15 protein-coding genes and 1 pseudogene are annotated in these 15,121 nt (G+C 74.7%); 8 read left to right on the top strand and 8 right to left on the bottom strand.

What is annotated here, in order from left to right:
- The first annotated feature begins 14 nt into the window (after positions 1–14).
- Together IHE55_RS29900 and IHE55_RS29895 are read left to right on the top strand one after the other, a co-directional pair.
- Positions 15–1,328 carry a PP2C family protein-serine/threonine phosphatase gene (locus IHE55_RS29900; RefSeq protein ID WP_197992533.1) on the top strand — a complete coding sequence of 438 codons (1,314 nt, stop codon included), beginning with the start codon at positions 15–17 and terminating at the stop codon, positions 1,326–1,328.
- A complete protein-coding gene (locus IHE55_RS29895; RefSeq protein WP_197992532.1) occupies positions 1,325–1,681 on the top strand; it encodes an STAS domain-containing protein in 357 nt (118 codons plus the stop codon). The genes IHE55_RS29900 and IHE55_RS29895 overlap by 4 nt, the downstream gene beginning before the upstream one ends.
- An 80-nt stretch (positions 1,682–1,761) precedes the next feature.
- On the opposite strand, the gene IHE55_RS29890 is transcribed toward IHE55_RS29895, so the two are convergent.
- On the bottom strand, positions 1,762–2,637 hold the full coding sequence (locus IHE55_RS29890) for an SCO4651 family lipoprotein (RefSeq protein WP_197992531.1): 876 nt from the start codon (positions 2,635–2,637) through the stop codon (positions 1,762–1,764).
- Between the two features lie 337 nt (positions 2,638–2,974).
- On the opposite strand from IHE55_RS29890, the gene IHE55_RS29885 reads away from it, so the two are divergent.
- Positions 2,975–3,217 (top strand): DUF6411 family protein, encoded by a 243-nt coding sequence (locus IHE55_RS29885; protein WP_197992530.1) that lies wholly within the window; start codon positions 2,975–2,977, stop codon positions 3,215–3,217.
- A 207-nt stretch (positions 3,218–3,424) separates the two neighbouring features.
- On the opposite strand, the gene IHE55_RS29880 is transcribed toward IHE55_RS29885, so the two are convergent.
- The 3 genes from IHE55_RS29880 to IHE55_RS29870 all read right to left on the bottom strand — a co-directional run bounded on the left by IHE55_RS29880 (position 3,425) and on the right by IHE55_RS29870 (position 7,372).
- The gene (locus tag IHE55_RS29880; RefSeq protein WP_197992529.1) at positions 3,425–4,504 is read right to left on the bottom strand and encodes a cobalamin B12-binding domain-containing protein; all 1,080 of its coding nucleotides are present in this window, start codon (positions 4,502–4,504) and stop codon (positions 3,425–3,427) included.
- Positions 4,501–6,165, bottom strand: coding sequence for a PP2C family protein-serine/threonine phosphatase (locus IHE55_RS29875; RefSeq protein WP_197992528.1), 1,665 nt, complete (start codon positions 6,163–6,165; stop codon positions 4,501–4,503). The genes IHE55_RS29880 and IHE55_RS29875 overlap by 4 nt, the downstream gene beginning before the upstream one ends.
- A gap of 361 nt (positions 6,166–6,526) precedes the next feature.
- Positions 6,527–7,372, bottom strand: a complete 846-nt coding sequence (locus tag IHE55_RS29870) for a Rossmann-fold NAD(P)-binding domain-containing protein (RefSeq protein ID WP_197992617.1) — start codon at positions 7,370–7,372, stop codon at positions 6,527–6,529.
- Between the two features lie 87 nt (positions 7,373–7,459).
- Between IHE55_RS29870 and IHE55_RS29865 the strand changes: the two genes are divergently transcribed.
- Entirely contained in the window at positions 7,460–7,879 is a 420-nt protein-coding gene (locus tag IHE55_RS29865) for a winged helix-turn-helix transcriptional regulator (RefSeq protein WP_197992527.1), read from the top strand.
- Between the two features lie 148 nt (positions 7,880–8,027).
- On the opposite strand, the pseudogene IHE55_RS29860 reads toward IHE55_RS29865, so the two are convergent.
- Together IHE55_RS29860 and IHE55_RS29855 are read right to left on the bottom strand one after the other, a co-directional pair.
- A pseudogene (locus IHE55_RS29860) lies at positions 8,028–8,835 on the bottom strand (SMI1/KNR4 family protein); the annotation flags it as partial.
- Between the two features lie 115 nt (positions 8,836–8,950).
- Positions 8,951–9,949 carry a helix-turn-helix transcriptional regulator gene (locus IHE55_RS29855; protein WP_197992526.1) on the bottom strand — a complete coding sequence of 333 codons (999 nt, stop codon included), beginning with the start codon at positions 9,947–9,949 and terminating at the stop codon, positions 8,951–8,953.
- 140 nt (positions 9,950–10,089) lie between these two features.
- On the opposite strand from IHE55_RS29855, the gene IHE55_RS29850 reads away from it, so the two are divergent.
- Positions 10,090–10,485, top strand: coding sequence for a RidA family protein (locus IHE55_RS29850; protein WP_197992616.1), 396 nt, complete (start codon positions 10,090–10,092; stop codon positions 10,483–10,485).
- Positions 10,486–10,694: 209 nt separating this feature from the next.
- Here the strand turns inward: IHE55_RS29850 and IHE55_RS29845 are convergent, their stop codons facing one another.
- Positions 10,695–11,306: a TetR/AcrR family transcriptional regulator gene (locus IHE55_RS29845; RefSeq protein WP_197992525.1), complete on the bottom strand. Its 612-nt coding sequence runs from the start codon at positions 11,304–11,306 to the stop codon at positions 10,695–10,697.
- Between the two features lie 116 nt (positions 11,307–11,422).
- Here IHE55_RS29845 and IHE55_RS29840 point away from each other — a divergent pair, with 116 nt between their 5' ends.
- From IHE55_RS29840 to IHE55_RS29830, 3 genes are all read left to right on the top strand, one after another.
- Positions 11,423–12,244, top strand: a complete 822-nt coding sequence (locus IHE55_RS29840; protein ID WP_197992524.1) for an SDR family NAD(P)-dependent oxidoreductase — start codon at positions 11,423–11,425, stop codon at positions 12,242–12,244.
- Between the two features lie 210 nt (positions 12,245–12,454).
- A complete protein-coding gene (locus IHE55_RS29835; protein ID WP_197992523.1) occupies positions 12,455–13,003 on the top strand; it encodes a GNAT family N-acetyltransferase in 549 nt (182 codons plus the stop codon).
- Between the two features lie 401 nt (positions 13,004–13,404).
- A complete protein-coding gene (locus IHE55_RS29830) occupies positions 13,405–14,175 on the top strand; it encodes a hypothetical protein (protein ID WP_197992522.1) in 771 nt (256 codons plus the stop codon).
- Positions 14,176–14,296: 121 nt separating this feature from the next.
- On the opposite strand, the gene IHE55_RS29825 is transcribed toward IHE55_RS29830, so the two are convergent.
- Positions 14,297–14,932: a TetR/AcrR family transcriptional regulator C-terminal domain-containing protein gene (locus IHE55_RS29825; RefSeq protein ID WP_197992521.1), complete on the bottom strand. Its 636-nt coding sequence runs from the start codon at positions 14,930–14,932 to the stop codon at positions 14,297–14,299.
- Positions 14,933–15,121: the final 189 nt, after the last annotated feature.

The following is a 15,121-nucleotide window of genomic DNA, read 5'->3' as shown; positions in this document are numbered from 1 at the left end:
CGGAGAGGAAGGCCATGACGTCAGAGGCACAGCGGTGTGCGCCGCCTGCGCCGGCCGACGAGCGTCGGCGCCTGCGTGCCGTGCGTCGCTACCACATCCTCGACACCCCGCCCGACGGGGTCTTCGACCGCATCGCGGGCCTGGCGGCCCGCTTCTTCGACGTGCCGATCGCCACCGTGGCGATCGTGGACGAGGACCGGGTGTGGTTCAAGTCGGCCCACGGTCTGCACGGTGTCAGGGAGGTCCCCCGGGAGCCGGGGCTGTACGCCACCGCGGTGGCCCACGGCGTCCCCCACGTCGTTCCCGACACGCTCGCCGACCCCCGTACCGCCGACCACCCGCTGGTCCGCGGCGAGCCGGGGATCCGCTTCTACGCCTCCGCCCCCATCACCACCGCCGACGGACACCACCTGGGCTCGGTCGATGTCCTGGACACCCGGCCCCGCCGGGTGAGCCGGGAGCAGATCGCCGCGCTCCAGGACTTCGCGGCACTGGTGATGGACGAACTGGAGCTGCGGCTGTCGGCGATGCGCACCGTCTCCTCCGAGCGGGCCCTGCGCACCGACGCCGAGCGTCTGGCCCGTACCCTCCAGCGCACCCTGCTGCCCCCGGCGCTCCCGCAGGTGCCCGGCCTGTGCGCCGCGGCCGCCTACCACACCGCGTCCGCGGACGAGGTGGGTGGCGACTTCTACGACCTGTTCCCCCTGGACGACGACCGGTGGGCGTTCTTCCTGGGCGATGTGTGCGGCAAGGGCGCCGACGCCGCCGCCCTGACCTCGCTGACGCGCTACACCCTGCGCGCCGCGGCGATCTACGATCCCGAACCGCGTACGGCGCTGGCCAACCTCGACAGCGTTCTCAAGGGCGAGTACCAGGGCGACAACCCCCGGTACTGCACCGCTCTGTTCGGGGTGCTGCTGCCGGAGCCGGGCGGTACGTTCTCCGTCACCCTCGCCAGCGGCGGCCACCCCTCGGCACTCGCCCTGCGCGCCGACGGGACCGTGGAGCCGCTCGCCACCCCGGGCGGCCAGCTCATCGGGCTGCTGCCGCGCCCGCAGTTCACCGGGATCACGACCCGGCTGGCCCCTGGAGATGCCGTGCTGCTGTACACCGACGGGCTCACCGAGGCCCGTCACCCGGACGGAACCATGCTGGGTGAGGAGGGGCTGTCCGCGCACCTGTCGGCCGCCGCGTGGCAGGATGCCGACGGGCTGCTGGCCGTCGTGGACGACCTGCTGACCGCCCTGGGGGCGGGAGTCAGCGACGACACCGCTCTGCTCGCCCTGTCCGTCCCCCCTGTTCCGCACACCACCCAGGAGAACCGGTGACCGACCGCACCCTGACCGTCACCCTCCTTCCTCGCACGCCCGCGGTGAACGTGCTGCGGGTCACCGGGGAGCTCGACCACCACACCGCGCCGGACCTGCGCGAGGCCCTGGAGGCGGCCCCGCTGGTCCCCGGTGGCGCGCTGGTGCTGGACCTGTCCTCCCTCACCTACTGCGACTCCACCGGCATCACCGTGCTCATCTCCGCCTACCACCGGGCGGCGGGCGCCGGCAGCGCTTTCGTCATCGCCGGGCTCAACGACGATCTGAAGCGCGTCTTCGGCATCATCGGCCTGGACCAGGTCTTCACCTTCCACCCGTCCGTCGAGGACGCCGTCTCCGCCCAGCGGTCCTGACCGCCCCCGCCGGGCTCGGCGCGGCCGGGCCGGACCGCGCGGCCGGCCGCACGTCCGCTCCGGCGGCCCGGGCCGCGGGGTCAGCGCGCCGAGCGCTGCTGCTTGGTGGCCTCGTCGGTCAGGTCCGTCACCTTCCCCGCCGGCGGGGCGTCCGCCTCCACCTCGGTGCCGAAGTCGGAGAACTCCAGGACCGTGCGCACCGTCACCCGTTCCGGGGCCTCGGAGGACCGCTGCGAGGAACGCCCCTCGGGCCGGGGGGCGGCCTTGATGGTCATGTCCACCTGCTGGCGGCGGATGCGCCCCTGGTCGTCGAGCCAGAGGTCCATCGGGAGGGTGGGGCCGATCTGCTTGCTCAGGGCGGCGCCGTCGGGCAGCTCGGCGACGTCGACCCGCACGCGGTACTGGGTGGTGGTGACGCCGCCCACCGTGGCCGTGCCCTTCTTCACCACGTCCTTGTCGTCGATCGCCTTGGCCAGGCTCGCGGACTGCGCCGGATCGTTCATGGACTGGTTGCCGGCGCGCTGCTGGGCGGCGACCTTCCGCAGGTCGATCCTGACCCAGGGCTTGTCGTCCGGTGCCTGCCCGGCGGGGGGCTTCTGGTACAGCTGCTGATCGACCACCCGCTGCTCGATCTGCTGGCCGTCCGCGGTCAGGGTCAGGACGCTGTCGCCGTCGTCCAGGTCCACAGCGCCCTTCCCCCGCACGGTCGCCGACTTGCCCTCGGCCGAGGTCCGCGTCTGCAGCATGATCCGCGCGGTCTCCTCCTCGGCCGTCCGGTCGTAGGCGGAACGGACCGCCTCGGTGGCCCCGTCTCCGGTGTCCGCGTCCCGGCCGGCTGCCGGCTTCTTCGCCTCGTCGGCCGTGTCGCCGTCGTCACCGCAGCCGACCAGCAGCGCGCCGGCGAGGACTCCGGTGACGGACAGCGCCGCGATCCTGCTCCTGCCCGACCTGACCATCGAGTGCTCCTCTCAGTGGTGTCACCGACCGGCCCCGTGGGGTGCCGGTCCGTCCGTTGCCCCCGACTGCCCGCATCTGCCCCGAACACACCTGGGTGCCGGACGAGTTGTCACCGCGGTCGGTACCGGGCGCGGGCCGGCCGTTCCCGCGGTGTCCCGGGGAGCGGCCGGCCCGGGGAGCCGGTGTGCGGTGGGAAGGGACGGTCCCGGCAAAGGGGCGGTGGCCCGCTCCTCGCCGGGGCGCTGTGCCGGGGTGCGTGCGGGGCGGCGACCGGGGGCAGGCGGGTTCCACGGGCCGCAGGGTCCGTCCCACACAACGAAACCTCGGGAGCCCGTGATGGTCATCGTCGGAGTCATCGCCCTGTGCCTGGTCCTGGCCGTGCTCGCCTTCCTGCTGCCGCGGCTGTCCCGGCATCCGCAGAACGGAGCCCAGCGCTCCCTCGCCGCCGGCAGCCGGGCCGGCTCCAAGGCGCCCGGCTTCCTGGGCCGACTGCTCAGCAAGCCGTTCCGCTCCAGCTCGCGTGCCGTCGGCCGGAGCGGCTCGGCCGGCCGGCGGGCCCGGCGCCACATGCCGTTCTGACCCGTGGTGCGGGTGAGGGCCCGCCCCGGTGGTCGCGCCACCGGGGCGGGCCCTGCACGCGTTGCCGGTGGCCGGGACCCCGGGAGACGCGACCGCCGGCGGGCGGTGCCGGCGGTGTCGCCGGCCGGGGTCGGCGCCCCGCCGGGAAGCGGACGGCCGGCGACGCGGCGGGCGGGCGCCGGCGCCCGGGTGCGGCCGGGACGTGCGTCAGGCGGGGGTTCCGGGGTCCGGCGAGGGACGGTCGCGCAGGGCAGCGGTGCCCTGCCGGATGACCCGCACGGCGCGCGGGAGTTCGCCCAGCCGCCCGGCGAGGACGTCCAGCCCCGCCAGCAGTGAGCGGGCGGGGACGTGGCGGGCCGTGAGGATGTCGGCGGTCCAGGTGAGGAACACGGTGAAGATCTCGGCATCGTCCATGTAGAGGGCGGTGGCCAGATGATCGACGATGTGGCCGATGTCCTGCGCGGTGTGCTCGCGCTGGGTCCGGGTGTAGCCGCGCAGGGCGGGGAAGCGGACCTCCAGGCCGGCCAGGGTCTGCCTGACCAGGTCGGAGCGGGACCGGACGACCAGGGTGTACTCCTGGTCGGTCAGGTGCGGCAGGTCGTCCACCGGCTGCCGGACCGCCGCCGGGAGCGGACGGGCCAGGCCCGCGTCGAGCGCCGCGGCGGCGCCGCGCGCGTCGGCCGCCCACCGGTCGGCGCCCAGCGCCAGCGCGTGCCGGCCGTCGGTCCCGAAGGCGCGGCCGCCCGCCAGGACGGGCACGCCGACGGCCTGGCAGGCGGTGATGGCCGCGTGGGCGGCCGGCAGGTGGGTGGGGAACGAGCCGGACAGCAGGACGGCGTCGGGGTTGGTGTGGTGCAGGTGCGCGACCAGGTGAGGGGTGGGGGTCTGGGCGCCCAGGTGGTCCACCTGCCAGCCGCGCAGCCGGAGGACCTCGGTGACGAGCCGGGCGGGCAGCGCGTGCCATTCGCCGTCGATGCAGCTGATGGTCACCCGCCCCCGGCGGGCGACGCGGTCCCCCTCGGTGGTCCGGTGGTGGGCGAGGAAGGCGACGACCCGTTCGTTGATGGCGGTGGCGGCGTGCTCCTGGGCCACGCTGATGCGGTCGGCGGCCCACTCCTCACCGACCTTCCGCTGTACCGGCGCGATCACCTCCAGCAGCAGCGTCTCCTCCCCCACCCCGTCGGCCAGTGACCGGCGGGCCAGGGCGACGGCGGCGTGTTCGTCGCCGTCGGCCACCGCCTGCCACAGCCGGCCGGCCAGTTCGGTCGCGGTGCTCCGGGGGTTCACGCGCTCCTCCTCGGCGGACCGCCGGCCGGCCCGTCGCCGGCGGGCGGGCCGGCCGGCCGCGCGCTGATGGCCACGGCGGCGATGTCGTCGTGGCGGCCCGTGCCCAGCCACTGGGCCACCAGCATCCGCACCCGTTCCACCACCGCCTCCGGCGGCATGCCCGCGCATTCGGAGAGGGCCTGCCGCAGCCGGTCCTCGCCGAACATGTCGTCACCCAGCGGGCCGCCACGGGCCTCGGTGATGCCGTCGGTGTAGAGCAGGCACGTCTCCCCGGGACCCAGCTCGGTGTGGACCGTGTGCGCCGTGACGGTGGGCAGGGCGCCCACCAGGGTGCCCCGGGTGGGCGCCTCCTCCACCGTGCCGTCGGTCCGGATGATGAGGGGCGGGAGGTGACCCGCGCTGGTCATCCGTATCCGCGTGCGGTCTCCGTGCCGGCGGACCGAGGCGAGCACGAGGGTGGCGAAGCGCTTGTGGTGGGAGCTGAGCAGGGCGCCGTTGAGCAGGTTGAGGACGCGTTGGTGGTCCTGGGCCAGCGGCAGCAGGGCGTGCAGGGTGTTGCGTATCTTGCCGGTGAGCACCGCCGCGTCCAGGCCCTTGCCGGCGACGTCGCCCAGGACGACGAGGGTCTCCTCGCCGGGGTCCGCCCCGGGGTGAACGTCGTAGAAGTCACCGCCGACCCGGTCGTGGTCCTGCGCGGCGCGGTAGCCGCCGGCGTACTCGACCCCGTGCACGTCGCTCAGCGCCGGGGGCAGCAGGTCCCGCAGCAACGTGGCGGTGATGGCGGCCTGTTCGCTGTACAGGCGGGCCGCGGACAGCGCGGCGCCGGCGCGGGCGGCGAAGAGGCGGGCGAAGCTCTCCTCGCCCTCGGTGAACACCTGCTCGGTGCCCGAGCGCAGCAGGATCAGCGCCCCCGCGGGCACCCCGTGGCCGGGGAGCGGGGCGACGATCACGGACCCCACCGGCCCGGTGAATCCTTCCGGGACGGTCCAGGAGGGCAGGTCATCGGGGTTGATCCAGCGGGCCGGCACCGGCGGGAAGCCCTGGAGTGCCTCGGCCAGCCCGGGCACGCCGGCGACATCGACCGACCGCGTGGTCCGGGTGACCGGTCCGCCGCGGCGGGCGAAGGTCAGGGGGTGGGACCGGCCCTGCGGCGGAGCGACGACCACGGCCGCGTCGGCGAGGTGTTCCGCGGCCAGGGAGGCGGTCACCTCCATGCAGCGCGGCGCGTTGAGCGTGGACAGCAGGGTGCTGGACACCTCCGCGAGGACTTCCGATCTCTGTCGTGCCCGGCTCAGCGCGGCCTCGGCCCGGCGCCGGCCGGTCTCCTCCACCAGCCACCACACCACATCGTCCGCGGCGCCCGGCGTGGGGTGGGCCACGAAGTGACGGTGACCGATCTCCCCGGCCGGCGGACCGGCGGAGGCGTCCGGCAGGCCGCCGGTCCGCAGGTGGGCCTCCGCGAGCCACGGGGGCACCCCGGTGTGCGGTTCGTCACCCGGGGCCGCGGCGGGCAGGAGCAGCCGGGCCGCCTCGTTGGCCCCGACGAGGCGGCCGTGCCGGTCGATGACGAGCACGGGGCAGGGGGCCTCGATCCACGCCGCGCCGATCGGGGGACCGGCGTCGCGGGGGCGGGCGGAGGGACCGCGGGAAGCAGAGATCATTTGGAGGCACGCGTCGTGCCCCCCACCACCTTTCTGCCAGGGAACGTATAGATGACCATGGCAACCGTCCCGCACCACCCGCGCGGATGCAAGCCGCTCCCCGGTGACCTGCCCCCGCCGCGCCCCGTGGGGTCGTCCGTAGGGGGTCGTCCGTGGGGGTGCTCGCACCGCCCGGCCGGGCAGGGGAGTGCGGGCGAGGGAGCCGTGGCGGCCCGGTACGGCCGGCCGACGGCTTTTCCTCCTCGGTCGGGAAGCGGCCGGGCGGGGGCCGGCCCTGCGCGACCGGGCGGCCGCTGCGCCGGGCGGCCCGGCGCGTGGACGGGTCAGGGGTCCTCCCGGCGCTTCCGGTGCCGGGAGGGGGTCACCCCGCCGTCCGGCGCGCGGCGCTGCCGCCGGCTTCCGGTCGCGTGGCGGACGCGGCCGCGGCGGCCACGGGCAGTGGGTCACGCGCCGGGCGACCGAGCAGGTCGGTGAGGTGGGGGGTGGTGCCGTCCAGGAAGCCGTGCCGGATGCCGGTGGCGATGGAGGCGAGCATGGGCGGCTGGAACGGCAGGAGGCCGGGCGTCTCCTCCAGGAGCCTGCGGCGGTACTCGCCCAGGCCGATGGTGCGGTGCGGAACCTGGAGCCGGCCGGCCACCTGATCCGCCGTGACCGGCGTGCCGACGAGGTCGTACACGCGCCCGCCGTGTCCCTCCGGATGCGCCGCGACGATCGCCGTCGCCTCGGCGAGGTCCTCGCGTGCGACCGCGGCCAGGGCGCCGTCCCCGAAGGGGGACTCCACACCGTCCCCGGTCCACCGCAGCAGGCCGCCGAAGAGTTCGGCGTACAGGCCGTTGCGCAGGATGGTCCAGGACGGTCCCGCGGCCCGCACCCGGCGTTCGGTGGCGCGGTGCGCGAGCGCGAAACCGAGATGGTCGCCGGCGGTGGTCAGGCTCGTGTAGACGATGTGGCGGACGCCGTCGCGTACCGCGGCGTCCAGGACCGCCGCGTGACGCCCGACGACCCGGTCGTCCTCGGCGTAGCCGGCGGAGATCAGCACCAGGGTCGCCACCCCGGTGAGATCGAGGCTCGTGTGGTCGTCGAAGTCCAGACGCCGCATCCCGCTGCCCGGCGTGCGGCTACCGCCTGTCGCGGCGACTCCGCGGGCGCGCAACGCCGCCAGGGTGGCCGAGCCGAGGTTCCCGTTCGCTCCCGTGACCAGGATCATGTCCATCGCAGTCTTCCGTCGTGGTTCTCATCGGTAACTACGCTTGATCCTTGATCGCACGTCCACCGGCCACAAGAAGGCACTTCGATGTCACTCACGCACACCGGGGTAACCGGCCCCGCCGACCTCGCCCCCTGCGGCCACGAGGACCACCCCGACTGCGGCATCCGCGACGTCCTGGACCGCATCGGCGACAAGTGGTCGGTGCTCGTGATCGTCGAACTCGCCGGCGGCCCGCGGCGGTTCCGCGAACTGCAACGCGCCATCGACGGCATCTCCCAGCGCATGCTCACCCTCACCGTGCGCAGGCTCGAACGCGACGGCCTGGTGCTGCGCACGGTCCGTCCGACCGTCCCGCCCCAGGTCGACTACCGCCTGACCGGGACCGGGGCCGATCTGACCCACCTGGTGAAGGCACTCGCCGACTGGTCGCTCGCCCACCGTGCCGGCATCGCCGAGGCGCGGCGCGCGTACGATCTGGCCCACCCCGGCCACGACATCCGCTGACGGGAACCACGGCCGCACACCCGTGGCCGGCCCTCGACGGCCGGCCGGCTCCGGAGGGGAGGCCGGCCACGGGTGCCCGCGGGTCCGAGGGTGACCGGGCGGCGAGCCGGGCCCCGCCCGGGGCCGTGGAATACCGTTGGCGCGGCGGGTCCGGCGCGTGGCGAGGGCCGGTCACCAGGTCCTCGAACGTGCACCCCGGAGGTCCGCCCGGGCAGGGGGCGTATCCGGTCCCGGACCGGCGGCCCGCGGCCTGCCGTACCCGTTGGCCCCGCCCGGCGCCCGTGCGGCCCGTCCCGGCCGCCGCGCAGCGCCTCGCCGGGCCTCCTCCACCCGGGCGGCCGGATCGCGCGTGATGTCGTCGGCGGACACCGGCCCCTCGTCGCCCCTCACGCCCGCAGGTCGTGGAACTCCCGGTGCATCGCCCGCATGAACGCGCGGAAGGTCGCGTGCCGCTCGGGTGGGGCGGCCCGCCAGCTCGCCCAGGTGTACACGGCCCACTCGCCGTCCTCGTCCACGTCCTCGGGGTCCATCAGGACATGGGTGGCGTCGGATACGACGTCGAGTTGCAGACCGCGCCGCCAGATGTCCGCCTCGCGCCGCTCCTCGGGGCCGGCGTCCTCGTCCAGGTACGCCTCGAACTCTTCCGCGAGGCCGGACTCGTTGCCGTGCCAGCGCGCGTCCTCGGTCCCGGCCAACTGCCGCACGAACCCGCCCGCGTGCCGCCACCCGTCGCTGACCTTGAGGAACTCCCGGTACGACGGCGGCATCCGCCGGCCGAGGCGCTCCTCCATGGCGGCGATCCGCTCGTCGGTCGCGGGCGGGAACCCCAGCCACCGCGCCCGCCGTGCGGCCTCGTCGTCCTCGCTGCGCGCCTCGCCCTCCGGCAGGGAGTCCGCCCATTCCGCGCTCCACCCGTGCAGGAAGGACCGCCAGTCGCATGCCGTGATGTCCGTCATGCACCCGATGCTGCCACCCGCCACCGACAGCGCCCCGTGCCCGTCCGCGGCGGCCGGGCCGGCCCCGCCCGGCCGGTCGGCGGGAGGAGACGGCCCCGCCGTGCGCGGGGGCCGCTCACGGGGGCTCGTTGCCGTCCGGACCGGGCACCGTGGTCCGGTAGCGGGCGGCCATCGCGGCGGCGCGGCGGTGCAGGGCGGCGCGCAGGGACGCCGGGGCCAGGGCCTCCGCATCCGTGCCGAGTTGCCACAGCCCCCACTCGGCGTGCCGCAGATCCTGGTACGTCACCTCCATCCGCAGCCGGCCGTCCGCGTCGGGGAGTGCGGTGCGTACGGCCACCACGGTGTTCAGCAGGTCCTCCCGACGCTCGGCGTTCACCCGTACCAGCACGGTGATGTGGTCCTCGGAGAGGAACTGCGCACAGCGTTCCCGCCAGATCCGGTCCAGGTCGACCGCGTCCGGCCGCTGTGCCGGTTCGGGGAGTTCCGCCGCGGCCAGCACCCGCGACAGCCGGTAGGTGCGGTCCGCACCGGACCGGGTGGCCAGCAGGTAACTCCGGTCGCGCACCGTGACCAGGCCGATGGGGTCCACCGTGCGCCACCGCGGGGCCTGGCCGGTGGCCGCGTAGTGGATGCGCAGCCGGTGTCCGGCGAGGACCGAGCGCCGGATCTCGGCCATCGTCGTGCCGGGCACCTCCTCGGTGGCCGGCCGGCGTGAGAGCAGGTCGGTCGCCGGCTCGACGAGAAAGCGCCGGGCCGCCTCGCTCGCGGTCGCCTGATGGCTCTCGGGGAGGGCGTCCACCACCTTGCGCAGGGCCGAGGTGAGGGCCGAGCCGAGGCCGAACGTCTGCCGGCCGCGCCTGGAGTGGGCGGTCAGCAGGGCCAGGGTCTCGTCGTGGTTCAGTCCGGTGAGCTCGGTGCGGAATCCGGGCAGCAGCTCGAACCCGCCGTGCCGGCCACGTTCGGCGTAGACCGGGACGCCGGCCGCGGACAGCGCCTCGATGTCGCGCAGCACGGTCCGGGTGGACACCTCCAGTTCCCGGGCCAGTGTGTCCGCGGTCAGCCGACCGCGCCGGCGCAGCAGCAGGACCAGCGAGACAAGCCGATCGGCGCGCATACGCGGACCTTATCGAATACATGACCAAGGGTGTCACTTTTTGTTGCGAGGCTCGTGATCAACGAGGTCACGGATGGCGGCCGGCACGCCGGCGGACGTCCGTACCGACGACGCATACATGACATGGAGCTGATGTGACGATGGAACGAACGGCGGTCAACCCGGTGACGTGGTCCGTGGAGATGGGGTTCAACCAGGGCGAAGTCGTCTCCGGGCACAGCCGGACCCTGTACTGCTCCGGGCAGACCGCGATGAGCGACGAGGGCAGGCCGCAGCACGACGGCGACATGGCCGCGCAGCTGGCGTTGAGCCTGGACAACCTGGAGGCCGTGCTCGGTGCGGCCGGCATGTCGCTGGCCAATCTCGTCCGGCTCAACGTCTACACCACCGACGTCGACCAGCTGTTCCCGCACTACGGCGTGCTGGCGTCGCGGCTGGGCGCCGCCGGGGTGGCACCGGCCACCACGATGCTGGAGGTGAGGCGGCTGGCCGTCCCCGGTCAGATGATCGAGCTGGAGGGAACCGCCGTCGACTGACCCGGCCCCGTCGCCGCTGCCGGCCCGGTGACGCCGGGCGCCCGGCGTGACGGCCACCGGGAGGGGAGGGGCCGGACGCGGCGGGCGCGGGCTCGTCGCGACGGCCCCGGCGGCACCCCCGGCCGGGGAGCGCCGCAGTGCCGACGCTCGGAGGGTCGGGGTGGCCGGGGTGGCCTGGAGCCGACCGCCGCGTTCCGCGGGGCGCGCGGTCACCGCCGTCCGGGGCCGAAGGCTCTGAGGGTCGCGTCAACCAGGGCGTCGGCGTAGGCCGTGGTCAACGGTCCGCCGCGGTGCAGCCATCGCTGGAAGAGGGGGGCGTAGAGCACTTCGAGGACCAGATCGAGGTCGGCAGCGGGGTCGAGCTGGCCGGCCGCCTGGGCACTGCGCAGACGCGCCTTCTTCGCTTCGGCAAGCGGCCGGGCCAGCTTCTCGCGGTACTCGGCCGCCAGTGCGGCGTCGACGGCGATCTCGGTGGTCAGGGCCCGGATCATCCTGTCGAAGGACGGGTCGGCGAACTCCTCCACCGTGGCGCGCATGACGAGCTTGAGGTCCGCCTCGATGTCGCCCGTGTCCGGCAGTGCGACCGACCGTCCGTCCTCCCCGTCCTCGCTCAGGGCCAGGAAGGCGGCGAAGACGACCGCGCTCTTGGAGGGCCACCGCCGGTAGATGGTCTGCTTGCCGACGCCGGCCCGCGCGGCGATGGCCTCGACCGTGATCTTCTCGTACGGCTCCTCGGCGACCAGGGCACGGGTGGCCGCCAGGATGGCCTGCCGGGACCGCTCCTTGCGCCGGGAGTGGTCCGGCCCCTTCACGTTGGACATGCGGCGAGCCTACCGCCTGATCTGAACGAGACGGTCCGTATTGCACAGACCCTCGGGATGCCCTAGAGTCCAGGCGAGCCGAGACGGTTCGTTTCGTTTACCGAGAGTGAGACTCTGTGACGCAGTCGAGAGTGTGGTTCATCACCGGCGCATCCCGCGGCCTGGGCCGGGCGTTCACCGAGGCCGCCCTGGCCGTCGGCGACCGCGTGGTGGCCGCCGCCCGCGACGTCGGACCGCTGGACGGACTGGCCGGGAAGCACCCCGGCGATCTGGTCCCGCTGGCGCTGGACGTCGCGGACCGTCAGGCGGTGTTCGACGGGGTGGAGCGCGCGGCAGCCGCGTTCGGCAGGCTGGACATCGTCGTCAACAACGCCGGCGGAATGCTCTACGGCATGGTGGAGGAGGCCACCGAGGAGCAGATCCGGGCACACATGGACGTCAACTTCTTCGGGGCGGTATGGGTGGCGCAGGCGGTCCTCCCCCACCTGCGCGCCAACGGCGGGGGACGGCTCCTCCAGATCACCTCGATGGGGACCGGGGGCGGCATGGCCACTGTCGGCTTCTACGGCGCCGGCAAGGCCGCACTGGACTCGGTCAGCGAGGCGCTGGCGATGGAGGTCGAGAGGTTCGGGATCAAGGTCACCGTCGTGCAGATGGGCGGCTACCACACCGGCCTGTTCACCACCGGCACCACCGCCACCGAACCCCTGCCCCGGTACCGGCCCCTGCGCACCGAGATGGAGGCGATGTGGGGCGATGCCGTCGCCCCCGAGCCGGACACCGCCGCTCCGGTCATCATGGAGCTGGCCGCACTGCCCGACCCGCCGCGGCGGGTGATCGTCGGCAGCCAGTCCTTCGATCACGTGCTGGAGATGCACCGCGCCCGGACGGATCTGTACCGGTCCTGGGAGCACCTCAGCCGCATGGCCCCGGGCTGAGGGTGCGCATCCGTCGGGGCCGAGCGCGGCGACACCACGCGGTGCCGTCGTCGGCCATGGTGGCGACCGCCGTGCTTCCCGTCCCCAACCGCCCGGTCACGGCCACTCGTCGACGGCCGGGGCCGGCACGTCGCCGGGCGGATGTCTTCGAAGAGCCGGGCTGCGCGGCGCATAGGCTCAGAGGAAACGTGCGCAGTCGGGAGCGGTTGCATGAACATAACCTTGCGTCGGGTCGGGGAACAGGACTTCCCGCTGCTGCGCAGGTGGCTCCGAGAGCCCCATGTGAAGCGTTGGTGGAATCACGAGACCACGGCGGAAGCGGTGGCGCGCGACTTCGGTCCCGCAGCGCGGGGCGAGGAGCCCTCGGAGGACCTCCTCGCGTTCCTCGAAGACCGTCCGGTCGGTCTCGTACAGCGTTCCCGCCTGTGCGACTACCCCGATTACCTGGCCGAGCTCGCGGCCGTCGTCCCCGTGCCCGACGGGGCGATGACCGTCGACTACCTGATCGGCGATCCCCGCCTGACCGGCCGGGGCATCGGGACGGCGGTGATCCGCTCCGTCATCGGGCGCACCTGGGTCGAGCACCCGGGCGCCCCGTGCGTTCTCGTCCCGGTGGTGGCGGCCAACCGCCCTTCCTGGCGGGCGCTCGAACGGGCAGGGCTGCGCCGGGTCGGGGTCGGGGACCTGGAGCCGGACAACCCGGTCGACGACCGGACCCATTACCTCTACCGCGTCGACCGGCCGGCGGCCGGCACCTGACCGCCCCTCACCGGGTACGTCACGCCGGCGCTCTCCGCCCGCCGACCGGATGGTCCGAGGGACAGCCCATGACGGCGCGGCCGGCCGGAGCGTGACCGGCGGGTTCGCCGACATGACGGGCCGCCAGGTCGGCTCATGGCGACGGCACCCCGGCGCCCGGCCGCTCCGGCCGCCGTCCGCTCCCGTCCCGGCGAGCCGGCCGGCGGGGCACGGTCTCCCGCGCAGGGCCTGCGGCCGCCGACCACGTGCGGGCGTTCCGGCGACCTCGTCCGGGCGGTCACGAGGGTCACGTGCGGTCACGCGCGGCCCGCCCATGGCCACGGGGGCGATCCGGTGAAACCGCCTCGGGGAGCGCGTGTCCCCGGTAGCGTCGGTCCACCGGCGTATCCCGGGGAGGGGTCTTGGCGACGAGGGTGATCGGGTTCCGGCTGGGGAACGGCGAGCGGCAGGTCACCGCGCTCGTCACGGAGGGCGGGGTGCTGCATCGGGCCCGGGGCGCCTACGGGCGGAAGGCCAAGGTGTACCGCCCGAAGGTGCCGCACGGGGAGAACCCGGTCCACGCCCAGGTGTCGCACCTGCGGTCGCTGTACGCCGACAGCCGTCGCGCGGCCTTCACCGAGGTGCTCATCCCGCCGGTGACCGTGTGTCTGGACCACACCGAACCGCCCCTGCACGCGCGGCCGTACGGCGAGAACGCTCCGGCTCCGGACCCCGGGCTGCTCGCGGCGTTCGCCGATGCCGCCCCGGGCACCCCGCGGCCGCTGGAGGAGGCGATCCGGGCCTTCTACCTGGCCCTCGGGCTGCCGGCCAAGCCACCGCCCGCGGCGACCGCGCCTCGTCCCCGGCCGGGGACCGGGGTGGCGTCCGCGCCGTCCCGCGCCACCGCCCTGCTGAGTGACCTGGCGAACGGACGGACCGTCCGCTCGTACGGGCGGGTGGGCTACCAGGTGACCGGGCGTGCCGTCCGTCTGTACGCCGGGCCGGTCGGCGAGGAGCTGGAGTACCGGGACGTGGTCGATCTGCAGGCGGCGCTCACCGCCTGGCTGCACCTGAATCCGCCGCCTCGGCCCACGGGCGGGCCGGGGTCCGTGGAACCGCGTTCGGCCCGCGGGACCGGCACGGGCCGGGCGTCCGCGCCGGCCCACCGCCGCCCGGTGTCCCCGCCGGGGTAGCCCGTCCGGGGGCCCGGCGCACGGAGGCGGGCGGGTGCGTCGGCGCGGGGCCCGGGGCCGATGGGCGCCGAGCAGGTGGTCCGTGGTTGCACCGGCCGTGCCGTACGGCCGGACCGGGCCGTCAGCCGTGCCCGAGTTCCCTCTCGAAGCCCCCCAGCAGCGCGTCGAGGGCGAAGTCGAAGCGCGCCCGGCCCGCGTCCTCGCCCGCCATTCGGGCCGCGCCGACCAGCAGCGGGTAGGTGTCCGCGTCCAGCTCGGCCAGGGCACCGGCGCCGTCGACGCTGCCCGCCTCGGCGGCGGCGTGGCCGACGACGAAGCTGGTCAGGGAGTACAGGACGTCCAGGGTTCTGGACAGCGGGAAGCCTGCCTCGCACAGCATCCCGATCACCGCCTCCATGGTCCGCAGGTTGCGGGGCGTCAGGGCGGGCCGGGACAGCAGCAGCGGTACGGCGTGCGGGTGCGCGTCGAGCGCGGTCATCAGCGCGTGGGCGTAGGCGCTCAGGTCCTGCCGCCAGGTGGCCGCGCCGAACCGGGTCGGTACGGCCTCCGCGACGACCAGTTCGATCATCCCGTCCAGCAGGGCGCTCTTGTGCGGCACGTGGTGGTAGAGGGTCATCGCCTCCACTCCCAGTTCGGCACCGAGCCGGCGCATCGACAGGGCCTTCATCCCCTCCCGGTCGACGAGCCGCAGGGCTGCCTCCAGGACCGCCTGCCGGGTGAGCCCCGCGCGCTGCCCGCGGGACCTGTTGGCCGCCATGGCGCCGCTCCCTCCGCACCGGACGCCTCGCGTTCCGGGTTGACGATTCTTACGGCGTAAATATAGCGTCGAGGCGACTCTTACGACGTAAGAATTCGGAGGGTGGCGTGCGGGCGTGACGCCCGCGGCCCCGCTGACCACCGCCCGAGCGCCCTGGAGGCCGGGGTTCAGGGACGTGGCGGGCCGGTG

This window comes from Streptomyces pactum, assembly GCF_016031615.1.
Lineage (GTDB): Bacteria > Actinomycetota > Actinomycetes > Streptomycetales > Streptomycetaceae > Streptomyces > Streptomyces pactus.
The sequence above is the reverse complement of the archived record's forward strand: the minus strand, read 5'-3'. Positions and strand labels throughout refer to the sequence as shown.

Excerpts from the sequence above, each read along its gene's own strand:
- IHE55_RS29855 (WP_197992526.1), bottom strand. The coding sequence starts at position 9,949 with ATGCGCGCCGATCGGCTTGTCTCGCTGGTCCTGCTGCTGCGCCGGCGC.
- IHE55_RS29835 (WP_197992523.1), top strand. The coding sequence starts at position 12,455 with ATGAACATAACCTTGCGTCGGGTCGGGGAACAGGACTTCCCGCTGCTG.
- IHE55_RS29875 (WP_197992528.1), bottom strand. The coding sequence starts at position 6,165 with ATGATCTCTGCTTCCCGCGGTCCCTCCGCCCGCCCCCGCGACGCCGGT.
- IHE55_RS29885 (WP_197992530.1), top strand. The coding sequence starts at position 2,975 with ATGGTCATCGTCGGAGTCATCGCCCTGTGCCTGGTCCTGGCCGTGCTC.
- IHE55_RS29890 (WP_197992531.1), bottom strand. The coding sequence starts at position 2,637 with ATGGTCAGGTCGGGCAGGAGCAGGATCGCGGCGCTGTCCGTCACCGGA.
- IHE55_RS29845 (WP_197992525.1), bottom strand. The coding sequence starts at position 11,306 with ATGTCCAACGTGAAGGGGCCGGACCACTCCCGGCGCAAGGAGCGGTCC.
- IHE55_RS29825 (WP_197992521.1), bottom strand. The coding sequence starts at position 14,932 with ATGGCGGCCAACAGGTCCCGCGGGCAGCGCGCGGGGCTCACCCGGCAG.
- IHE55_RS29900 (WP_197992533.1), top strand. The coding sequence starts at position 15 with ATGACGTCAGAGGCACAGCGGTGTGCGCCGCCTGCGCCGGCCGACGAG.
- IHE55_RS29870 (WP_197992617.1), bottom strand. The coding sequence starts at position 7,372 with ATGATCCTGGTCACGGGAGCGAACGGGAACCTCGGCTCGGCCACCCTG.
- IHE55_RS29865 (WP_197992527.1), top strand. The coding sequence starts at position 7,460 with ATGTCACTCACGCACACCGGGGTAACCGGCCCCGCCGACCTCGCCCCC.
- IHE55_RS29850 (WP_197992616.1), top strand. The coding sequence starts at position 10,090 with ATGGAACGAACGGCGGTCAACCCGGTGACGTGGTCCGTGGAGATGGGG.